This is a genomic window from Nocardia puris, assembly GCF_003315035.1.
Classification (GTDB): domain Bacteria; phylum Actinomycetota; class Actinomycetes; order Mycobacteriales; family Mycobacteriaceae; genus Nocardia; species Nocardia puris.
In genome coordinates, this window is sequence record NZ_QNRE01000011.1 from 1 (window position 1) to 20,016 (window position 20,016).

Sequence of the window (20,016 nt, forward strand, 5' to 3'; positions counted from 1 at the left end):
CCGGCGAAGTACCAGCCGTGTTCGGCGAAGCGTTCCCAGTAGGTTTGGCGGTAGCGGTCCATGTCGCCCCAGATGCCCCGCAGCATCGACGGCCACGGCTGGTCGAGCACCAGGTAACCGTTCGCCTCGGTCTCACCGAGCTGGACCTGGTTGCCGTCCTCGTCCACCACCCGCGCGCTGATCCCGGGCAGCGGTGTCTGCGCCGCACCGGGTTTGGCGGCGGTGACGCCCGGTAGCGGGGAGATCATGATCGCGCCGGTCTCGGTCTGCCACCACGTGTCCACCACGGGCGTGCGTCCGGCGCCGATGGTGTCGCGGTACCAGCGCCACGCTTCGGGGTTGATCGGCTCGCCCACCGAACCCAGCAACCGCAAGCTGGACAGATCGTGCGCGGCCGGAATCTCCTTGCCCCACTTCATGAACGTGCGCACAAGGGTGGGCGCGGTGTAGTAGATCGTCACGCCGTAGGTCTCGACGATCTGCCAGTGGCGGTGCTCGTCGGGGTAGTTCGGGGTGCCTTCGTAGACGATTTGGGTGGCGCGGTTGGCGAGGGGGCCGTAGACGATGTAGCTGTGGCCGGTGACCCAGCCGATGTCGGCGGTGCACCAGTAGATGTCGGTGTCGGGTTTGTGGTCGAAGACGTTGTGGTGGGTGTAGGCGGCTTGGGTGAGGTAGCCGCCGCTGGTGTGGAGGATGCCTTTGGGTTTTCCGGTGGTGCCGGAGGTGTAGAGGATGAACAGGGGGTGTTCGGCGTCGAAGGGTTGGGCTTCGTGGTCGGGGGAGGCGGCGGCGACCGTCTCGTGCCACCACAGGTCACGGCCCTTACGCATCGGCGTCTCGATCCCCGTGCGGCGCACCACGAGTATGTGCTCGACCGTGGTGGGCGCGTCGCCGGGCGCGTCGAGCGCTTCGTCCACCGCCGCCTTCAGCGGGGCGGCGCTGCCGCGACGCCACTGACCGTCGGTCGTGATGATCAACCGGGCCCGCGCGTCGTCCACGCGCTGGCGCAGGGCGGCGGGGGAGAAGCCCGCGAACACCACCGAATGGGTGAGGCCCAGGCGCGCGCAGGCCAGCATCGCGACGATCGCCTCGGGGACCATCGGCATGAAGATCGCGACCCGGTCGCCAGCCGTCAGGCCCAGGTCCGTGAGGTAGTTCGCGGTGCGGGACACCTCGGCGAGCAAGTCTTTGTAGGTGAGGGCGCGGGTGTCGCCCGGCTCGCCCACCCACTGGATGGCGACCTTGTCGCCGTACCCGTCGGCGACGTGGCGATCCACGCAGTTGTAGGCGACGTTGAGCTGTCCGCCGACGAACCATTTCGCGACCGGCGCGTCGCTCCAGTCCAGCACCTGGTCCCACTGGCGATGCCAGTGCAGGCGTCCGGCCTGCTCGGCCCAGAAGCCAAGCCGGTCCGCCTCGGCCGCGGCGTAGAGCGAGGCGTCGGCGTTGGCCTGCGCGGCGAATTCCGCGCTCGGCGGGTAACTGGCCCGGTGATCGGTGGTTTCGGTCATCACGTCTCTTCTTTCGCGTCGACTCTGCCACCCCCGACCCTAGCCAAGTGTGACCTACGCCGCGTCCGCGTCCGCGCATCCGTTCCGGCCGCCGTCGGCGGCCCGCCGGTGTTTCGCCGATGTTGCCGTATCGGTAACAAGCGACTATCGCCCGCACGGAACTCATGACAAGACCTGTTCGACTGGCTAACGTCCCAGGCATTCCGAGGCGGATCGCCCGGTCGGCGCTATGGGGCACGATGGGCGCCGCCCGGCGCTCCGCCTCCTCCTACGCGACATCGGGAGTACGCGTTGCGATTTCATCGAGTCACCGCGCTGGCCGCGGCCGCACTACTCGCCACCGGCCTCGGACTGGCCGGCTGTTCCACCGACGGCGGCGACGCCGACATCGTCACCGTGAACGGCGCCGAACCACAGAATCCGTTGGTGCCCACCAACACCAACGAGAACATGGGCGGCCGCGTCGTGGACCGGCTCTACGCCGGGCTCAAGTACTACGACGCCGAGGGCGTCGCGCACAACGAGGCGGCCGAGTCGATCGAGACCACCGACCGCAAGAACTACCGGGTCACCCTGAAGCCGGACTGGACGTTCACCGACGGCACACCGGTCACCGCTTCCTCCTTCGTGGACGCGTGGAACTACGGCGCGCTCAGCACCAATGCGCAACTCCAGAACTACGTGTTCGCGCCGATTCTCGGATTCGACGAGGTGTCGGCCGAACAGCCGACCGCCGAGACCATGTCGGGCCTGAAGGTAGTGGACGACCGGACCTTCACGATCGAGCTGAAGCAGCCGTCGATCGATTTCGAGAACGCGCTCGGCTACGCGCCGTTCTACCCGCTGCCCGAGGCGGCGTTCGCCGATATGGAGGCCTTCGGCCGCAACCCGATCGGCAACGGCCCCTACAAGTTCAGCACGTGGGAGAACAACGTCAAGATCGATCTGGTGCCCAACCCGGACTATCCGGGCGGCCGTCCGGCCAAGAACAAGGGCCTGCGATTCGTGATGTACCAGTCCTTCGACACGGCCTACGCGGACCTGCAGTCGGGCAACCTGGACGCGCTGGACACCGTCCCGGCCAGCGCCCTGGCGGTGTACAAGCAGGATCTCGGCGACCGGGCGATCACCAAACCCACCGCGCAGAACCAGCACATCGGCATTCAGACCAACGTGCCGCATTTCGCCGGTGAGGAGGGATTGCTGCGCAGGCGCGCGATCTCGATGGCCATCAACCGGGAACAGATCTCGGACAAGATCTTCCACGGCACCCGCATCCCCGCGCGCGATTTCACCGCCAGCACCCTGCCCGGTTTCGAGGGCAACCTGCCGGGTTCCGAAGTCCTCCAGTTCAATCCGGAGGAAGCCAAGCGGCTGTGGGCGCAGGCCGACGCGATCTCCCCGTGGTCGGGGCGCTACGAACTGGCGTACAACTCCGACGGGGGACACCAGGCGTGGGTCGAGGCCGTGGCCAATAGCGTGAAGAACACTCTCGGCATCGACGCTATCGCCGTTCCGTACCCGACCTTCAAGGCCATTCGCGACGAGGTGACCGCCGAGACGATCGGAAAGGCTTTCCGCTACGGCTGGCAGGGTGACTATCCGTCGATGCTGCAGTTCCTGACGTCGCAGTACTACAGCTTCTCCGAGACCAATAACGTCAACTACAACAACCCCGAGTTCGACCGCCTGCTCGACCAGGCGCTGGCAGCGGCCACGCCGGAGGAGTCGTACCGGATCATCGCGCAGGCCCAGGCGCTGCTGATCCGCGATATGGCCGACATCCCGGTGCTGGACTACGTTGCGGCGGCGGGTCATTCGGATCGCGTGCGCAACGTCCGGTTGGCGTGGAACGGGTTGTTCGACTTCGAGAACATCGAGAAGTAACCGGCGCGGGCCCCGACGATGGCTTGGTACATCCTGCGCCGGTTGCTCCAGATGATCCCGGTGTTCCTCGGCGCGACGCTGCTCATCTACGCGATGGTGTTCCTCATCCCCGGCGACCCGATCAAGGCGCTGGCCGGTGAGAAACCGCTGACGCCCGCCGTCGAGGCACAGCTGCGGGCGCGGTACAACCTGGACGAGCCCTTCTTCATGCAGTACCTGCTGTACCTGAAGGGCGTGCTGACCTTCGATTTCGGCACCGCGTTCTCCGGCAGGCCGGTGCGCGAGGAACTGGCCCGCGCCTTCCCGATCACCATCAAACTCGCGTTCATGGCGGTGTTCATCGAGGGCGTGTTCGGGATCGTGTTCGGCCTGATCGCGGGGCTGCGCAAGGGCAAGCTGTTCGACTCCACCATGCTGGTGGCGAGTCTGGTGATCATCGCGATGCCGGTGTTCGTGGTCGGCTATATCGCCCAGTTCCTGTTCGGGGTGAAATGGGGGATCGCGCCCACCACGGTCAGCGGGCAGGCGAGCTTCACCGAACTGCTGCTGCCGGCGTTCGTGCTGGGCTCGCTCTCGTTCGCCTATGTGCTGCGGCTGACGCGGAACTCGGTGGCGGAGAACATGACCGCCGACTACGTCCGCACGGCCACGGCGAAAGGGCTGGGCAGGCGGCGCGTGGTGACCGTGCACATCCTGCGCAACTCGATGATCCCGGTGGTGACCTTCCTCGGCGCCGATCTGGGCGCGCTCATCGGCGGCGCGATCGTCACGGAGGGCATCTTCAACATCCCCGGCGTGGGCGGCACGCTCTACCAGGCGATCCAGCGCGTGGAACCACCCACGGTGGTGTCGTTCGTGACGGTGCTGGTGGTGATCTTCCTGCTCGCCAACCTGGTCGTCGACCTGCTCTACGCCGCACTCGATCCGAGGATTCGCTATGCCTGAGCAAGCCCGGCCCGGGCAGGAGTACTACGTGGCGCCTCCGGAGGAGGTGACCATCCTCGCCACCGATCGCGTGACGGAAACCGGTGCGCCGAGCAGCCTTTGGGGCGATGCCTGGCGCAGGCTGCGGCGCAATCCGCTGTTCCTGATCGCGGTGCTGCTCATCGTGATCGTGGCCGTGGTGGTGCTGTGGCCGGGACTGTTCACCGATCAGGACCCGCGCCGCTGCCTCGGTGACGACATCATGGCCCCCTCGCGCCCGGGGCATCCGTTCGGCTTCGACCGGCAGGGCTGTGATGTGTACGCGCGCACCATCTACGGCGCGCGGGCGTCGGTGCTGGTGGGGATGGGCGCGGCGGCGCTGTTCGTGCTCATCGGCGGCACGCTCGGCGCGCTGGCCGGCTTCTTCGGCGGCCTGTTCGACGAGATCGTCTCGCGCATCGCGGAGATCTTCTACGCGATCCCCATGGTGCTCGCGGCGATCGTGCTGCTCCAGATGCTGCGGCCGGCCACCATGCTGAACGTCATCCTGGTACTCGCCTCGTTCACCTGGCCGCAGGCCGCCCGTATCGCGCGCGGCGCGGTCATCGAGGCGAAGAACAGCGAATACGTCACGGCGGCACGGGCATTGGGAGTGTCGCGGATGGGCGTATTGGTGCGGCACGTGCTGCCGAACGCCGCCGGGCCGCTGATCGTGGTGGCCACGATCTGGTTGGGGGTGTTCATCGTCGCGGAGGCCACGCTGTCGTATCTCGGCGTGGGTCTGCCACCGGACATCGTTTCGTGGGGCGGCGATATCGCGCGGGCCAAGAATGATCTGCGGACCTCGGCCATCCTGTTCTACCCCGCCGCCGCGCTGGCACTCACGGTGCTGAGCTTCATCATGCTCGGCGACGCGGTGCGCGACGCGCTCGATCCGAAGGCGAGGAAGCGATGAGCGCCGATCGTCCGCTGCTCGACATCCGGGACCTCAACGTCGCTTTCAGCGCCGACGGGGAGCTGATACCCGCCGTGCGCGACGTGAGCCTGACCGTCTATCCGGGCCAGACGGTGGCGATCGTCGGCGAGTCCGGTTCGGGGAAATCCACCACCGCGCACGCGATCATCGATCTGCTGCCGGGGACGGGACGCGTCACGTCGGGGTCGATCGTGTTCGACGGGAAAGACCTCACCAAAGCGTCGCCGAAGGAGATCGTCGCGGTGCGGGGGCGTGGGATCGGGTTGGTGCCGCAGGACCCTATGTCGAATCTGAACCCCGTCTGGAAGGTCGGTTTTCAAGTACGGGAGACATTGGAGGCCAACGGGATAGCAAAAGGTGCGGAGGCGAAGAAGCGGTCCATCGCATTGCTCGGGGAAGCCGGGATGGCCGACGCGGCGCGCCGAGTGAACCAGTATCCGCACGAGTTCTCGGGCGGGATGCGCCAGCGCGCGCTGATCGCCATCGGCCTGTCCTGCCGGCCCAAACTGCTCATCGCCGACGAGCCGACCTCCGCGCTCGACGTCACCGTGCAGCGCCAGATCCTCGACCACCTAGACGGTCTCACCGCCGAACTCGGCACCGCCGTCCTGCTCATCACCCACGACCTCGGCCTGGCCGCCGAACGCGCCGAGCACCTGGTGGTGATGTATCGCGGCCGGGTGGTGGAATCCGGTCCCGCCCTGCGCATCCTGCGCGAGCCGCAGCACGCCTACACCAAGAAGCTGGTCGACTCCGCGCCTTCGCTGGCCTCGCAACGGCTTTCGGCGGTGCGCAAACGCGCCGAGATCCGGGAGCACGCGGTAGAGGTGGCCGAACAGATCGCCGAACGCACCGACGACGTGGTGATCGCCGAGCACCTGACCAAGGACTTCCGCGTCCGCGGGTCGGCGCCGTGGCGTTCGTCGAACCATCGCGCGGTCGACGACGTGTCGTTCCGGCTGCCGCGCGGCACCACGCTGGCCGTCGTCGGCGAATCCGGATCGGGCAAGTCGACGGTGGCGCGCATGGTGCTGGGCCTGCTCGAACCGACCTCGGGCAGCGTCACGTTCGACGGCCGCGACGTGGCGAAGCTGGACGCCAAGGGCGCCTTCGGCTTTCGGCGCCGCGTGCAGCCCATCTTCCAGGACCCGTACGGCTCGCTCGACCCGATGTACTCCATCTACCGCACCATCGAGGAGCCGCTGCGCACGCACAAGATCGGCACCGCCGCCGAACGCGCCGCGACGGTCCGCGAATTGCTGGACAAGGTCGCGCTGCCCGACTCGGTGTTGCGCCGCTATCCGAACGAACTGTCCGGCGGGCAGCGGCAGCGGGTCGCGATCGCGCGGGCCTTGGCGCTCTCGCCGGAGGTGGTGGTGTGCGACGAGGCCGTCTCCGCGCTCGACGTGCTGGTGCAGGCGCAGATCCTGAACCTGCTCGGCGAACTGCAGGCCGAGCTGGGCCTGTCGTACCTGTTCATCTCCCACGACCTCGCCGTCGTGCGGCAGATCGCCGACCACGTCCTGGTCATGCGCGAGGGGCGGGTGGTGGAATCGGCGGCGACCGAGGAGGTGTTCGACAACCCGCGCGAGGAGTACACGCGGCGGCTGCTGGACGCGATTCCGGGGCGCGATCTGCTGGTGGGGTGAGGTGACGGGGTGGTCGCAGGCCGGACAGGTGGCGGGGTGGTCGCAGGCCCGGATGGCCGGGCCACCGTCGGCACATCGACGTCGGCGCAGTCGTGCGGCTGAATGGTGCCGGTGGGTCCGGGCGGTAGGGCCCGACTTCCGCGCACCGATGCCGACGACACGGCGGCGCCGGCGTACGCCGGCCGGTTCGTGGCGGCACGCGCGGTCCGAACCTCGGGCGATGCCGGACGAGCCCGCGTGGGCGGCACGAGGGGCACCGCGCCTCTTCTCGGTCCGGGGCGCGAGCTGCCGGTGCGTGCTGTTGGTGGCGAGACCTTCCGCCTGTGACCTGCCGCGGCGGTGGCGGCCCCCACACCAGTAGCCTCGTATTCCGTGACCGACCCGCTGCAACCTCTCGTCGACCTGCCCGGCGTGCGCGACGCCGCCGACCGCGCCCGCGACACGCTCGCCGCGGTGCACCGGCACAAGGCGAACCGGCGCGGCTGGCCCACCACCGCCGCCGAGGCGGCGGTCCGCGCGGCGCGTTCCTCGGCCGCCATCGACGGCGGCAGCACCGAGCTGCCCGCCGACGGCCGGGTCGAGGACCCGATCCTGGCGGGCTCGCTGCGTGTCGGTCAGGCCCTCGACGGTGACGCGTTGCGCAACCTGGCCGGCGTCTGGCAGCGCGCGCCCCTGCAGGCGCTGGCGCGCTTGCACCTGCTCGCGGCAGCCGACATGGTGTCCGACGAGCAGACCCTGGGCCGTCCGCGCACCACGCCCGGCGTGGCCGAACGGCTCGATGTGCTGGCCCAGACGGTGCTCACCACGCGCGCGCCCGCCCCGGTCATCGCGTCGGTGGTGCACGGCGAGCTGCTGACCCTGCGGCCGTTCGGCACGGCGGACGGAATCGTCGCGCGAGCCGCGGCCCGGCTGGTCACGGTGTCGAGCGGGCTCGATCCGCACGCGCTCGGGGTGCCGGAGGTGTTCTGGCTGCGGCGGCGGCAGGCGTATCTGGACGCGGCGGCCGCGTTCGGCACCGGGCAGCCCGAAACGGTGGGCGGCTGGGTGATCTTCTGTTGCGGCGCACTGGAAGACGGCGCGCGCGAGGCGACCTCGATCGCGGACGCGGCCTCGGGATAGGGTCCGCGCACATCAAAGCGGGCGGCGTTGTCGATGTCGACCTCACCGCCCGCTAGCACGGACTACCGGGTTACCAAGCGTGCTGTGTGGGTTGTGTTCGGCGGCCTCGGCGATCGTCCGGATTCGCCGCGGTTCATCCCCGCAACCTGTGCGAGGCCATCGCCGTCGACATACCCGGATTTCGCAGGCCCACAACGCTTCTGCCCTTGCGCGGCGTGCTCCGCGTGGGTGCCTGGTGTCCGTGCTGGGAAGGGTGGGTCGGGAGACTGAACCTTCTCTTCCGGCTCCGCCTTGGCCTTCCGTCCTTCCGTAGCTACATTTCTACCACTGTGAGTGACGTCACTCAAGTGCCGAAAACGCATGGAAATATCGGCGTGTCGCGCGGCGTTTCGTGGTTGAATGCCTGGTCGCGCCCGAGCGCCGTCCCCGTGGAGGACGCCCGTTGATACCCCTTTCGCGGGCCGGGAGTCAGCTGGCGAACGGTCAGCGACGCCGGCGCAGCAGCCGGTAACTGATCGCCCCCGCCAGGATCGCGCTGAGCCCCACCGCCGCCGTCGCGGCGACCGTGGTCGAGGACGGCGATTGGAAGCGCGCCCACAGCGAAACCGGGTTGGAGAACGTGAGAATCGGCCAGCCGCGCGCCGTCGCCTCCTTGCGCAGGTTCCGGTCCGGGTTCACCGCCGTGGGATGGCCCACCGCCTCGAGCATCGGCAGATCGGTCACCGAATCGGAGTAGGCGTAGCACCGCGCGAGGTCGTAACCCTCACTGGCGGCGAGCTTTTCGATCGCGGTCACCTTGCCCTCGCCGTAGCAGTAGAACTCGACCTCGCCGGTGTACTTGCCGTCCTTCACCACCATCCGGGTGGCCGCGGTGTGCGAGGCGCCCAGCACCTCGGCGATCGGCCCCACCATCTCCTCGCCCGAGGCCGAGACGATCACCACATCGTGGCCCCTGATCTTGTGATCGGCGATCAGGTCGGCGGCCTCGGCGTAGATCAGCGGGTCCACCAGCTCGTGCAACGTCTCGGCCACAATGGATTTCACCTGTTCCACGTCCCAGCCCGCACACATCTTCGTGAGGTGCTCGCGCATCCGCTCCATCTGATCGTGGTCGGCGCCGGAGAGCAGGAACAGGAAGTGCGCGTAGCTGCTCTCCAGCACCGCGCGCCGATTCAGCAGCCCCTGCGCGAAGAACGGCTTGCTGAAGACGAACGTGCTCGACTTGGCGATCACGGTCTTGTCCAGATCGAAGAACGCGGCCACCCGCGTGCGCGCCGCGGGCGCGTCCGCGCCGTCGGGGGCGGGTGTCCGCCCGTCCGGAACCGCTGTCAGGTCGCCTTCGGCCATCATCCGTTCAGAATAGGCGTAACCTCCGCCTTCGCTCCGGCCGTGCGCGGGGGCTGAGGATGGGGCTACGCCCCAGCAGTGTCAGCCGTGCGTAACCTCCGCCTTCGCTGCGGCCGTGCGCGGGGGCTGAGGATGGGGCTACGCCCCAGCAGTGTCAGCCGTGCGTAACCTCCGGCTTTGCTCCGGCCGTGCGCGGGGGCTGAGGATGGGGCTACGCCCCAGCAGTGTCAGCCGTGCGTAACCTCCGGCTTTGCTCCGGCCATGCGCGGGGCTGGGGATGGGTTGTGTGTGCCGTCGCCCTGGTGGGCTCTGCCTCGGGCGCTCGGTGCGTGTGGCCGGCCACAGGCTCGGGGCGCGTGTTGCGCGTACCTCCTCGCCTTCGCTCGAACGCGCGTATCCGGCCCAGGCGTTCCTGCTGCGCGCATGTCCAGCGTTCGTGTGCGAGGGCTTCGGATGGGCTCCGCACCAACGGAGTCCGTGCGGGCGCGTCAGCGGACGGGATCGGCGCCGTGAGTTTGCTCGGCAGACGCCGGGTGTCCGGTGCCGGCGAAACTTCTCCGAAGACGGACTTGCGTAAGGGCCGGGGAATGGGTGTAGTATTGCTGGCACCTGGACATGGTCCAGGCGCGTTCAGCCCGACCCCCCGGGGCTGAACCCGACGGCCCCAGCCTCCTCCCCCCCCGGCTGGGGCCGTCCTCTATTTCGGGGACGGTTCCCCACTCCTCGTCGGCGCCCGAGTTGTCCACAGCGCCTGAGTTATCCACATTCGGCACATCGGGTCTTCTGCACCGCGCCCGTTTCCGCGACGCTGACCTGCATGGACGCCGACAACCCGCAGCCAGGCCCGATGCCGCCCGCGCTGGTGCTCATCCGCGACACCCGCCTGCGCGAGGAGGTGCGCCGTGTCGCGGCCGCGGCCGCCCGCGCACTGGAGGAGCGCGAGTCCGCCGCGGGCAGGCATGCGTGGACCGCCGCACCCATGGTGATCCTCGACACAGAGTCGGCGCGGGAGTGCGCGGAGGCGGCGTATGTGCGCCGGGCCGGCGTCGTCCTGGTCACCGAAGGCGAGCCGGAGCTCCCCGATTGGCAGGCCGCGGCCGCCGTCGGCGCGGAGCGTGTGGTGGCGCTGCCCGGTGCCGCCGTCGGGCTTATCGAGAAGTTTGCTGAGCACGGTGAACCGCGCGCCGCGGGCGGTGTCGTAGTGGCTGTCGCCGGCGCGTGCGGCGGTGCGGGAGCCTCGGTACTCGCCGCGGCCACGGCGCTGCGGGCGGCCGCGGGCGCCGTCCGGCGCGAGGTGGTGCTGGTCGACGCGGCCCCGCTCGCCGGGGGTCTGGACCTGCTGCTCGGCATCGAAACCACGCCCGGCGTGCGCTGGCCCGACCTGGTGGTCGAGGACGGCCGGGTGGCCGCGCCCGCACTGCACAGCGCCCTGCCGAGTGCCGCACCCGGCCTCACGGTGCTGTCCTGCGGGCGCGGCGGTGCCGGTCGATTGCCGAGCCCGATCGGGGCGAGCGCCATGCGCGCCGTACTCGAAGCATGCCGTGGCGCAGGCGATCTCGTGATCTGCGACGTCTCCGGCGAGCGCGGCCCGCATGCCGAGCAGGCGCTAGACCGCGCCGATCTGGTCGTCCTCGTCACGCGCGCCACCCTGCGCGCCGCGGCCGCCGCCGAATGCGCCACCACCCACCTCACCCGCCGCAACCCGAATATCGGGCTGGTCGTGCGCGGTCCCGCTCCCGGCGGCCTGCGCGGCGGCGAACTCGCCGAAATCCTCGACCTGCCCCTGCTCGCCGCCATCCGCGCCGACCCGGCACTCCCGAGCCGCTTGGAGCGCGGAGGCCTGCGCGCACCGCGCCGCGGTGGACTGCGCGAAGCCGCCGACGCGATCCTCGCCCTGGTCGACGCGCCTGTCGGGGGTGCGCGGTGAGGCGCCCCGAGGCGGTTGACCTGCGTTCGGCGCTCGTCTGCGGACAGCCGATTGCCGGGCTGAGTGCCCGGTGCGGTCTTCGCGGGCGCGGTGGCGGGCTCACCGACCTGCCCGCCGAATGTCTCGGGGGCGTGTGCAACCCGCCCACCTACGCCGCAGCCGCCGCCCGTTCGAGTGCGGTGGTCCGGCTCGCCGAGAGTGCGGGCGGGGTGGTGTCGCGCGGTCGAGAAGGGCGGGATGCGGGAGCGCCGCCGACATGGGCGCGGCCCTACGGAGCGGCCCCGAGCATCAACGAGGCAGGGCCCGCCTCCCACGCCCTGGTCGTGGGGCGGCTGGATTCGGTCAACAGCGGCGGTGGTGGGGCATGAGCACCCTGGTGACGGCGGAACTGTTGGACCGGGTGCGGGAGCGCCTGGCGGGGCGCGCGGGTGAGCCGGATCCGGCGGCGGTCGCGGCGGCCATTCGCGCCGAGGCCGGCGGGGTGCTGGGCGACACCGACACGCTCCGGGCGCTGCGCCTGTTGCAGACCGAGATGACGGGCGCGGGCGTGCTCGAACCCCTGCTGCACGATCCGCGCGTCGCCGACGTCCTGGTCACCGCGCCCGACGCGGTGTGGATCGACCGAGGCGACGGACTCGAGCGAACGGCGATCACTTTCCCTGACGAGGCGGCGGTGCGCAGGCTCGCACAGCGCCTGGCTCTCGCGGCGGGCCGCAGACTCGACGACGCCCAGCCGTGGGTCGACGGCCGCCTGCCGGGAACCGAAGCGGCGCTGGGCAGTTCGTTCGGCGTCCGCCTGCACGCCGTGCTGGCGCCCATCGCCCACGGCGGCACCTGCCTGTCCCTGCGCGTGCTGCGCCCCGCCACCCAGGGGCTCGCGGCACTCGCCGCCGCGGGCGCCGTCCCCGCCGAGGCGCGCACACTGCTCGAGCGGATCGTGCGCGCCCGCCTCGCGTTCCTCGTCGTCGGCGGCACGGGAGCAGGAAAAACAACACTTTTGTCCGCGCTGCTCGCGGCGGTGGACGCGCGCGAGCGCATCGTCTGCGTCGAGGACGCGGCCGAGCTCGCACCACCCCACCCGCACGTGGTGCGCCTGGTCGCGCGCACCGCGAACGTGGAGGGTATCGGCGCGGTCGGTGTGCGCGATCTGGTCCGCCAGGCGTTGCGCATGCGTCCCGACCGCATCGTGGTCGGCGAGGTGCGCGGCGCCGAAGTGGTCGATCTCCTCACCGCTCTCAACACCGGGCACGACGGCGGAGCGGGCACCGTCCACGCGAATTCCCCGCGCGAAGTGCCTGCCCGCCTGGAAGCCCTTGCGGCCCTGGGCGGTATGGACCGCGCCGCCCTGCACAGCCAGCTCGCCGCCGCCGTTCAGGTGATCCTGCACGTTCAGCGCCGTGCCGACGGAAGCCGCGGTCTCCACGAGATCGGTGTGCTCGACCGCTCCGCGAACGGAACAGCGCACATCTGCGCCGCGTGGCGCGCTACCGGCGGTGCGGTGCCCGGTGCGGAGGCGTTGGCGGTCCTTCTCGCGGAACGGTTGGACCGATGAGGGATTGGTGCTCGTCCGCGATTCCGGCGATCTTGTGTCTGGCAGCGGCGTTGCTGCTCGTCCCAGCCTCAGGTTCGCGGCACCGCCTGCGTGCATTCTTCGGCATCCAGGCTGATCGGAAGTTCCGATTCGGCAAGCTGATTCGCGTAGCGGCAGTGGCCACCGTCGTGATCGTCGCGCCGGTAGGAGTCGGGCCGATGCTCGCGGCCGCCGTCGTCGTCGGCACGCTCACGGTCCGGTTCCGTCGCACTCGCCGCGACCGCGAGCACGCCGTGGAGTCGACCCTCCTGCTGGACGCGCTCGAGGCGGTGATCGGCGAGTTGCGCGTCGGCGCGCACCCGGCCGCGGCGGCCGAAGTCGCGGCCAGGGAATCCGGTGGCGCGGCGGCCCGTGCGTTCGCGGTCGGCGCGGCCCGCAGCAGGCTCGGCGGTTCCGCCGCCGACGGGGTCCGTGACGCGGACGCGGTGATCGCCCCCGAGCTCACCCGCGTCGCCGACGCCTGGTCGATCGCCGAACGGCACGGTCTCGCATTGGCCGATCTGCTCACCGCCGCCCGCACCGACCTGCTCGGCCGCGTCCGCTTCCGCAGCCGCACCACCGCGGCACTCGCGGGCCCGCGCGCCTCCGCCACCGTCCTGTCCACTTTGCCCCTGCTCGGACTGGCCCTCGGCCAGCTCATGGGCGCCAACCCCCTCGGCATCCTCCTCACCTCGCCCGCGGGCGCGATCCTCCTTCCCCTCGGCGCCGCCCTGGCCTGCACCGGCCTCCTGTGGTCCGACGCGATCACCAGAAAGGTCCTGCCGTGAACCTCGAACCTCCTCCGCCCCAAACGAACACAGCCCCACCCCAGTCCGGCCGCGCCATCGAACCATGCCCTGACCCAACCCGCGCAGCGCGAATGAGTCAGGGCCACGCGAGCCGGCGATCCGTGGAGACTCGACAGGCTGCGTCCCGACACCGAGAACCCCTGTCCCACAGCATGTTCAGACGAGGTGATGTCCTGGCGGTAGGGACACGATCACACCACGGCCTGTGGGCAATTGTGGATAACTCCCGATCGCGCCCAGACAGTCCGGCGATGCCGCGGTGGAGGTCGGCCGGAGTTTGCGTACGAGAGACCGGATTCCGCCCTGGGTCGGACCCGCACGGGCCTGCGGGTGTCGTTTCCGAGAGATGGGCAGTCGGCGGGTCGCGGGCTCCTGGGCTGTCTGTCGGGTCGCGGGCTCCTGGGCTGTCTGTCGGGTCGCGGGCTCCTGGGCTGTCTGTCGGGTCGCGGGTTCTTGAGGTGGTTATCGGGTCGCGGGTCACCTGTGTCGTCGGGTTGTGGGCTGCTGGTGTTGTCGTCGGGTCGCGGGTTACCCGTGTCGGCGGGTCGCCGGCGGCTGGTGTGGTTGTCGGGCTGCGGGTTACCGGTGTGGTTGTCGGGCTGCGCGCTGCCGGTGTGGTTGTCGGGCCGTGGGCTGCCGGTGTGGTTGTCGGGCCGTGGACCGGTGACGACGCATGCGCTGTCGCATTGGGACCGTTGGGGTTTCGAGTTCGGGGGAGGGGTTGTGGAGTTGGGTGGCTGGCTGGTCGGTCCATCGGTGATGCTGGCAGCCGCGTTCCTGGCGTGGCCGCGGCGAGTCACCACCGGTCGGCGACTGCGCGCGTTGCGGGAGGGCACGCCTCGTGTGGCGGCGGTTCGGTCGGGGCCGGCGGATCCGCTGGGCGCGGCGTCGGTGTTCGACCTGTTGGCGGCGTGCTTGCGGTCCGGCTTGCCGATGGCGAGCGCGGCGCGTGCGGTGGCGCCCGGCGCCCCGCCGGTTCTCGAGTCGGCGCTGGCGACGGCGGCCGATCTGCTCGCCCTCGGCGCCGACCCCGCCGACGCGTGGGAGCGCGCGGCCGCTGTGGCACCGCCCGGACCGGGAGCCGCCGACGTCGAAGCCTTGGCTCGGATGGCACGCCGCTCGGCACGATCGGGCGCATCCTTGGCGAAGGCCGTGTCCGAACTCGCAACCCAGCACCGCGCCACGGCGGAGGACGCTGCGGCGACCCGTGCCGAACGCGCCGGAGTCCTGATCGGCGGCCCGCTGGGCCTCTGCTTCCTGCCTGCCTTCGTCTGCCTCGGCATAGTGCCGGTCGTGATCGGCCTGGCGGGCAACGTCCTCGGCGACGGTCTCCTGTGAACATCCATCCCACCCGCTACGACCCCGGACCGCTTATCCACGCGTTTCCCTCGGTGCCCGTCCGCAGGGCGCAACGAGTGGCGGAGCCGCGGTGATGGCTCCGTTGGTTGGTCCAGTCGAGGCAACGGCGCTGGTGGACGGCGAGGCCGCACAGGGAACTCGCGACATGGCGGGTGTGCCGGCGGTCGGCTGTTCGACCGCGACTCACCCGTCGCTCAGAACTCACCCGCGCGGAGGGGCCGCGCGGGTATCGAGGAAAGGGGATATCGGTGCGAATCGAGGGATCGGCGGATCGGATGGTCCGGCCGCGCGGGGGACTGGTGTGGCTGCCACACCGGGACGCACCCGAGAAGACCGGGGAGGTGCGGACGGCGGGTCCGCGTGCCCGCCCGTTGAACAAGCGGAATCCCGCCGTGCGGCGGATGCGGGTGCTCATCCTCCGGGCCAAGCGGCGCTTCCGGCGCACCGACCCGAGGGCGGTCGCGCGGGCCGGGAACTCGGAACACGGTGCGGCCGAGCGGAATCCGCAGGCGCGGGCGGTGCGGCTGGTGCTCGCGGTGAAGATGTTCCCCGCGCGGTTGCAAGCGCGGATCCTGCGCCTGAGCATCGCCGACGAGGGCATGAGCACGGCGGAGTACGCCATCGGCACGATCGCCGCCGCGGCCTTCGGCGCGATTCTGTACACGGTGGTGACGGGCGATTCGATCGTGAACGCGTTGACTCGGATCATCGACCGGGCGCTGAACACCAGCGTGTAGGACTCGGTGACGACCGCGGTGCGGTCACGGTGGAGGCGGCGATCTCGCTCGGTGCTCTGGTGGCGGCGGTGCTGACCTGTCTCGGTGTGTTGCTCGCGGCGTCGGCGCAGGTGCGCTGTGTCGACGCCGCGCGCGAGGCGGCCAGGTTGACGGCGCGCGGCGACGAATCGCGCGCCGTCCCCACCGCACACCGAGTCGCCCCCTCCGGCGCCGACATCACCGTCCGAGTTGACGGCTCCTACGCGATCGCCACCGTCACCGCCCGCCCACCCCTACTCCCACTCCGCCTCCACGCGGAGGCCGTCGCCGCGCTGGAACCGGAGATCGACCGATGAACCACCCCATCCCACGAGCTCGGCTGCCAGTCCACCCGACGAACCGCCACATCCCGCGAGCCCGGTGGCCAGGTTTCGCACGGAGACCGGTGGAACGGGTCGCGACATCCGAACAAGTGCGGGTGCCCGGAGTTGATCGGCACAACGCGGCGGGCGGCGTGCGGCTGGGTGATGAGGGTGGCGTGCGGCGATGTGAGGCGGCTGATGCGCGGCGATGTGAGGCGTGCGGTGCGCGGCCATGTGACGACGGTGGCGCGTGGCGATGTGAGGCGGGTGGTGCGCGGCCACGCGACGAGGGCGGCGTGCGGCGACGAGAAGCGGCTGGCGTGCGGCCACGCGAACAGGGCGGCGTTCGGCTTCGGCGGTTCGCGGGAGACGGAGGTGGGGCGACGGTATTCGTGTGCCTGGCGCTGACCGGACTGATCGGGGCGACATTGTTGGTGGGGCAGGTCGGGGCGGTGGTGGTGGCGCGGCATTTCGCGCAGGCCAGTGCGGATCTGGCGGCGCTGGCTGTGGCGGGTGCGTTGGATCGGGGGATCGAGGTGGCCTGCGCGGAGGGTGCGGAGGTCGCGCGGCGCAACGGCGCGCGGATTCGGGAGTGCGAGGTGCGGGGATGGGAGGCCACCGTCACGACCACTCGGAAAATACCAGTGGGTCTGTTCGGGTCGAGGACCGTTGTGGCGATGGCGAGAGCGGGACCTGTCGACAATGCGGGGTGATGTACGCGCGCATACACTGGCCGGTGTTAGTTCCTCGTGAACTAATTGAACAATAGGAATGGCTGAATAATTGGCACGTGTTAGACATTCTCCGTGGCGACGCGGAATTCATCGGAATGAATCCGCACGTCGTGTGTCTCACTGCAAGGGCAATAGTCCAGTTAACATGACAATCTTCCTTTTTATTCGGCCCGGCCGACACGCCCGGTGATCACCGAAAACCCACACTGTCCGGGGCAGCTGCCGATCGGTCACCGTCCGGCTGGTCGACGCGCGGTCACACCGGGGACGCGACGCGGTCACGAATCCTGATCACGCCCGTGACCTGCGGGAACCCTGAGCGCGAGGCCTACTGCGCGAGGCACCGCCGATCACACCTCGTTCAGTTCGTCGAGCACGGCGCGGAGCAACAGCCGCGCCCCCGCCTTGTCGAGCGGATGGTTCCCGTTGCCGCACTTGGGGGACTGCACGCACGACGGGCAGCCCTGCGCGCAGGCGCAGGACTCGATCGCCGACAGCGTGGCCCCGAGCCAGCGCCGGAGCTGGGCGAAGCCACGCTCGGCGAAGCCGGCCCCACCGGGCTGGCCGTCGTAGACGAACACCGTCGGCAGCCCGGTGTCCGGATGCTCGGCGGTGGAGACGCCGCCGATATCCCACCGGTCGCAGCTCGCCACCAGCGGTAACAGTCCGATGGCCGCGTGCTCGGCCGCGTGCAGGGCGCCGGGCACCCGGTTCTGGGCGATCCCCGCCCTGGTCAGCAGCTCGGGTGTGACGGTGTAGAGCACGGCCGCGGTGCGCAGGGTCTGCGGCGGCAGGTCCAGTTCCACCAGGTCGAGCACCTCGCCGGTGGGCAGCGTGCGCAGGTACCCGGTCACCTGGCCGGTCACCCGCACCCGCGCCAACGCGCTGGTCACCGCGCCGTGCACCGCCTCGTCGGTGATCTCGTCGACGACGATCGAGGTGACCTGCCTGGCGCTGGTGGTCCACCCGGGCTCGGCGGCGTGCACGAACGCGACCCCGCCGTCGAGGTCGAGCTCGTCCACCACGAAAGTTTCGCCTTGATGCAGGTGGACGGCCCCTTCGTGCAACGTGGCGGGGGCGCGACCGGCGTCGGCCGTGCCGAGCAGCCGCCCGGTCTCCCCGTCCACCACGGCGACCGGCGCTCCGATGCCGCCGCGCACGTCCACCGCGTCGTGCGGCTGTGTCTCGGCGGTGACGTACCAGCGCGCCGCGCCGTCGCGGCCGGTGCGCCGCCGGATCAGCCCGTCGGTGGCCAGGTCGTCCAGCACCGCCCGCGCGCCGAGTTCGTCCACCTCGGCGTCGGTGAGGGGCAGTTCCAGTGCCGCGCACAGCAGTTGCGGGCCCAGCACGTAGGGGTTGCGCGGGTCGGTGATCGTCGCCTCGACGGGCTTGTCCAGCAACGCTGCCGGGTGGTGCACGAGGTAGGTGTCGAGCGGATCGTCCCTGGCCACGAGCATGACGAGCGAGCCGTGCGCCCGCCGCCCGGCCCGCCCCGCCTGCTGCCAGAAGGAAGCGACGGTGCCGGGGAATCCGGCGAGCACGGCCGCGTCCAGGCCCACGATGTCGACTCCGAGTTCGAGCGCGTTGGTGGTGGCCACGCCCAGCAATGTGCCGTCGGACAGCGCCGCTTCCAGTTCGCGCCGATCCTCCGCGAGGTAGCCGGCGCGGTAGGCGGCCACGCGCGCCGCGAGCTCGGGATCGACCTGCGAGAGGTGGAATCGGGCGTCCATCGCGGTGAGTTCGGCCGACCTCCTGGACCGGACGAAGGTCAGCGTCCGAGCGCCCTCGACCACCAGATCGGCCATGATCCGCGCCGCCTCCGAGGTGGCCGAACGCCGCACCGGCGCACCGTTCTCGCCGGTCAGCGTGCTCGACAGCGGCGGCTCCCAGAGCGCGATCGTGCGCGGGCCGCGCGGCGAACCGTCCCCGGTCACCGCGACGCACCGGGCGCCGACCAGCCGCGCCGCCGCGGCTTCGGGTTCGGCGGTGGTGGCCGAGCAGAGGATGAACACGGGATCGGCGCCGTACCGCGCGGCGATCCTTCGCAACCTGCGCAGCACCAGCGCCACATGCGAGCCGAAAACCCCGCGGTAGGCGTGGCATTCGTCCACCACTACGTAGCGCAGCCTGCGCAGGACCCGCGCCCAGCGCTGGTGGGAACGCAGGATGCCGACGTGCAGCATGTCGGGATTGGTGAAGACCCAGCGACCGTTCGCCCGCACCCACTGCCTGATCTCGGCGGGGGTGTCGCCGTCGTAAGAGGCTGCGTGGATATCGCGCAGCGGCCCTTCGTGGGTGAGCTCGCCGATCGCGCGCAATTGGTCGGCGCCGAGCGCCTTGGTCGGTGCGATGTACAGCGCCGTGGCCTGCGGATCCTCGCGCAACGTGGTGAGCACCGGCAGTTGATAGGCCAGCGATTTGCCCGACGCCGTACCCGTGCTGACCACGACGTTGTGCCCGGCCGCGGCCAGGTCGGCGGCCTGCACCTGATGTGTCCACGGCAGGCCGATTCCAGTGTCGCGCAGCGCCTCCACCACGTCGGGCGCCGCCCATTCCGGCCAGTTCGCGGTGGCCGCGGGCCGCGCCGGGAACTCGGCGACATGGGTGAGGCGGGGGTCGTCGTCGGGCGCTCCGGCCAGGACGCGATTCAGCAACGATCGCCCATAGCTGAGCTCTTCGAGGGGCGCGGTCAGGCCCGCCCGGTCGGCTGGATTCACGACGCGACGACCTCGACACGCGGGGGAAGTGTGAAACGTGTGCGGTTTGGAAGACCGACCAGCGATTTCGATACCAAATAGCGACCTGGGTCACAGCTCGTTAGCTGCACGCTCTCCCGGTTATCACGAAGCAAACCAACCTCAAGTACGGATTCGGGCATTCTGTCCCTCACCTGCGCATTCGCAAGATCAACTTTTTTGCAAATTGTCGGTAACTCGACTGTTGAAATGCTCGGAGACATGGTTCACTGGGTCCTGGTCGCAAGCTTCTGTGTTCGAGGGACGGATCCAAAGTCCAAACCGTCAGCAGGATCGATGTTGCGAACGGTGTGCTTGGTGCTTTCCTGCAGGGGGAACCAAGAGTACAGCGGTCGGAACGGACCCGGTGGACGAACCCAGTTGTCCGCCG

General features: G+C 70.1%; 15 protein-coding genes. 12 read left to right on the forward strand and 3 right to left on the reverse strand.

Features of this window, described 5'->3' with window-relative positions; all coding sequences use genetic code 11:
- Positions 1-1,511 (reverse strand): acetate--CoA ligase (locus tag DFR74_RS23775; RefSeq protein ID WP_113975261.1); only part of this gene is annotated, 1,511 nt, incomplete at its 3' end.
- Between the two features lie 291 nt (positions 1,512-1,802).
- Between DFR74_RS23775 and DFR74_RS23780 the strand changes: the two genes are divergently transcribed.
- The 5 genes from DFR74_RS23780 (at position 1,803) to DFR74_RS23800 (ending at position 8,066) form a co-directional block, all read left to right on the forward strand.
- The gene (locus tag DFR74_RS23780) at positions 1,803-3,398 is read left to right on the forward strand and encodes a peptide ABC transporter substrate-binding protein (protein WP_232331929.1); all 1,596 of its coding nucleotides are present in this window, start codon (positions 1,803-1,805) and stop codon (positions 3,396-3,398) included.
- An 18-nt stretch (positions 3,399-3,416) separates the two neighbouring features.
- Positions 3,417-4,343: an ABC transporter permease gene (locus DFR74_RS23785; protein ID WP_067514232.1), complete on the forward strand. Its 927-nt coding sequence runs from the start codon at positions 3,417-3,419 to the stop codon at positions 4,341-4,343.
- Positions 4,336-5,277 (forward strand): ABC transporter permease, encoded by a 942-nt coding sequence (locus DFR74_RS23790; RefSeq protein ID WP_067514233.1) that lies wholly within the window; start codon positions 4,336-4,338, stop codon positions 5,275-5,277. Before DFR74_RS23785 ends, DFR74_RS23790 begins: the two co-directional genes overlap by 8 nt.
- A complete protein-coding gene (locus DFR74_RS23795) occupies positions 5,274-6,947 on the forward strand; it encodes a dipeptide ABC transporter ATP-binding protein (protein ID WP_067514234.1) in 1,674 nt (557 codons plus the stop codon). The genes DFR74_RS23790 and DFR74_RS23795 overlap by 4 nt, the downstream gene beginning before the upstream one ends.
- 372 nt (positions 6,948-7,319) lie before the next feature.
- Positions 7,320-8,066 (forward strand): Fic family protein, encoded by a 747-nt coding sequence (locus tag DFR74_RS23800; protein WP_067514235.1) that lies wholly within the window; start codon positions 7,320-7,322, stop codon positions 8,064-8,066.
- A gap of 483 nt (positions 8,067-8,549) precedes the next feature.
- Here DFR74_RS23800 and DFR74_RS23805 read toward each other — a convergent pair whose 3' ends face one another.
- Positions 8,550-9,416, reverse strand: coding sequence for an HAD family hydrolase (locus tag DFR74_RS23805; RefSeq protein ID WP_228790215.1), 867 nt, complete (start codon positions 9,414-9,416; stop codon positions 8,550-8,552).
- Between the two features lie 814 nt (positions 9,417-10,230).
- Here DFR74_RS23805 and ssd point away from each other — a divergent pair.
- The 7 genes from ssd to DFR74_RS23840 all read left to right on the forward strand — a co-directional run bounded on the left by ssd (position 10,231) and on the right by DFR74_RS23840 (position 16,869).
- Positions 10,231-11,340, forward strand: a complete 1,110-nt coding sequence (gene ssd, locus DFR74_RS23810; RefSeq protein ID WP_084538209.1) for a septum site-determining protein Ssd — start codon at positions 10,231-10,233, stop codon at positions 11,338-11,340.
- A gap of 364 nt (positions 11,341-11,704) precedes the next feature.
- A complete protein-coding gene (locus tag DFR74_RS23815) occupies positions 11,705-12,892 on the forward strand; it encodes a TadA family conjugal transfer-associated ATPase (protein ID WP_067514237.1) in 1,188 nt (395 codons plus the stop codon).
- Entirely contained in the window at positions 12,889-13,698 is an 810-nt protein-coding gene (locus DFR74_RS23820; RefSeq protein WP_067514238.1) for a type II secretion system F family protein, read from the forward strand. Before DFR74_RS23815 ends, DFR74_RS23820 begins: the two co-directional genes overlap by 4 nt.
- A 780-nt stretch (positions 13,699-14,478) precedes the next feature.
- Positions 14,479-15,057, forward strand: coding sequence for a type II secretion system F family protein (locus tag DFR74_RS23825; RefSeq protein WP_067514246.1), 579 nt, complete (start codon positions 14,479-14,481; stop codon positions 15,055-15,057).
- Positions 15,058-15,620: 563 nt separating this feature from the next.
- Complete coding sequence (locus DFR74_RS23830) at positions 15,621-15,815, forward strand: DUF4244 domain-containing protein (protein WP_067514247.1); 195 nt, start codon at positions 15,621-15,623, stop codon at positions 15,813-15,815.
- A 29-nt stretch (positions 15,816-15,844) separates the two neighbouring features.
- Positions 15,845-16,150 (forward strand): TadE family type IV pilus minor pilin, encoded by a 306-nt coding sequence (locus DFR74_RS23835; RefSeq protein ID WP_067514239.1) that lies wholly within the window; start codon positions 15,845-15,847, stop codon positions 16,148-16,150.
- Entirely contained in the window at positions 16,147-16,869 is a 723-nt protein-coding gene (locus tag DFR74_RS23840) for an Rv3654c family TadE-like protein (RefSeq protein WP_084538210.1), read from the forward strand. The genes DFR74_RS23835 and DFR74_RS23840 overlap by 4 nt, the downstream gene beginning before the upstream one ends.
- A gap of 371 nt (positions 16,870-17,240) precedes the next feature.
- Here DFR74_RS23840 and DFR74_RS23845 read toward each other — a convergent pair whose 3' ends face one another.
- Complete coding sequence (locus DFR74_RS23845; RefSeq protein WP_084538211.1) at positions 17,241-19,544, reverse strand: DEAD/DEAH box helicase; 2,304 nt, start codon at positions 19,542-19,544, stop codon at positions 17,241-17,243.
- Positions 19,545-20,016: the final 472 nt, after the last annotated feature.

Excerpts from the sequence above, each read along its gene's own strand:
- DFR74_RS23820 (WP_067514238.1), top strand. The coding sequence starts at position 12,889 with ATGAGGGATTGGTGCTCGTCCGCGATTCCGGCGATCTTGTGTCTGGCA.
- DFR74_RS23825 (WP_067514246.1), top strand. The coding sequence starts at position 14,479 with ATGCTGGCAGCCGCGTTCCTGGCGTGGCCGCGGCGAGTCACCACCGGT.
- DFR74_RS23785 (WP_067514232.1), top strand. The coding sequence starts at position 3,417 with ATGGCTTGGTACATCCTGCGCCGGTTGCTCCAGATGATCCCGGTGTTC.
- DFR74_RS23795 (WP_067514234.1), top strand. The coding sequence starts at position 5,274 with ATGAGCGCCGATCGTCCGCTGCTCGACATCCGGGACCTCAACGTCGCT.
- DFR74_RS23815 (WP_067514237.1), top strand. The coding sequence starts at position 11,705 with ATGAGCACCCTGGTGACGGCGGAACTGTTGGACCGGGTGCGGGAGCGC.
- DFR74_RS23830 (WP_067514247.1), top strand. The coding sequence starts at position 15,621 with ATGTTCCCCGCGCGGTTGCAAGCGCGGATCCTGCGCCTGAGCATCGCC.
- DFR74_RS23805 (WP_228790215.1), bottom strand. The coding sequence starts at position 9,416 with ATGATGGCCGAAGGCGACCTGACAGCGGTTCCGGACGGGCGGACACCC.
- DFR74_RS23840 (WP_084538210.1), top strand. The coding sequence starts at position 16,147 with ATGAACCACCCCATCCCACGAGCTCGGCTGCCAGTCCACCCGACGAAC.
- DFR74_RS23790 (WP_067514233.1), top strand. The coding sequence starts at position 4,336 with ATGCCTGAGCAAGCCCGGCCCGGGCAGGAGTACTACGTGGCGCCTCCG.
- ssd (WP_084538209.1), top strand. The coding sequence starts at position 10,231 with ATGGACGCCGACAACCCGCAGCCAGGCCCGATGCCGCCCGCGCTGGTG.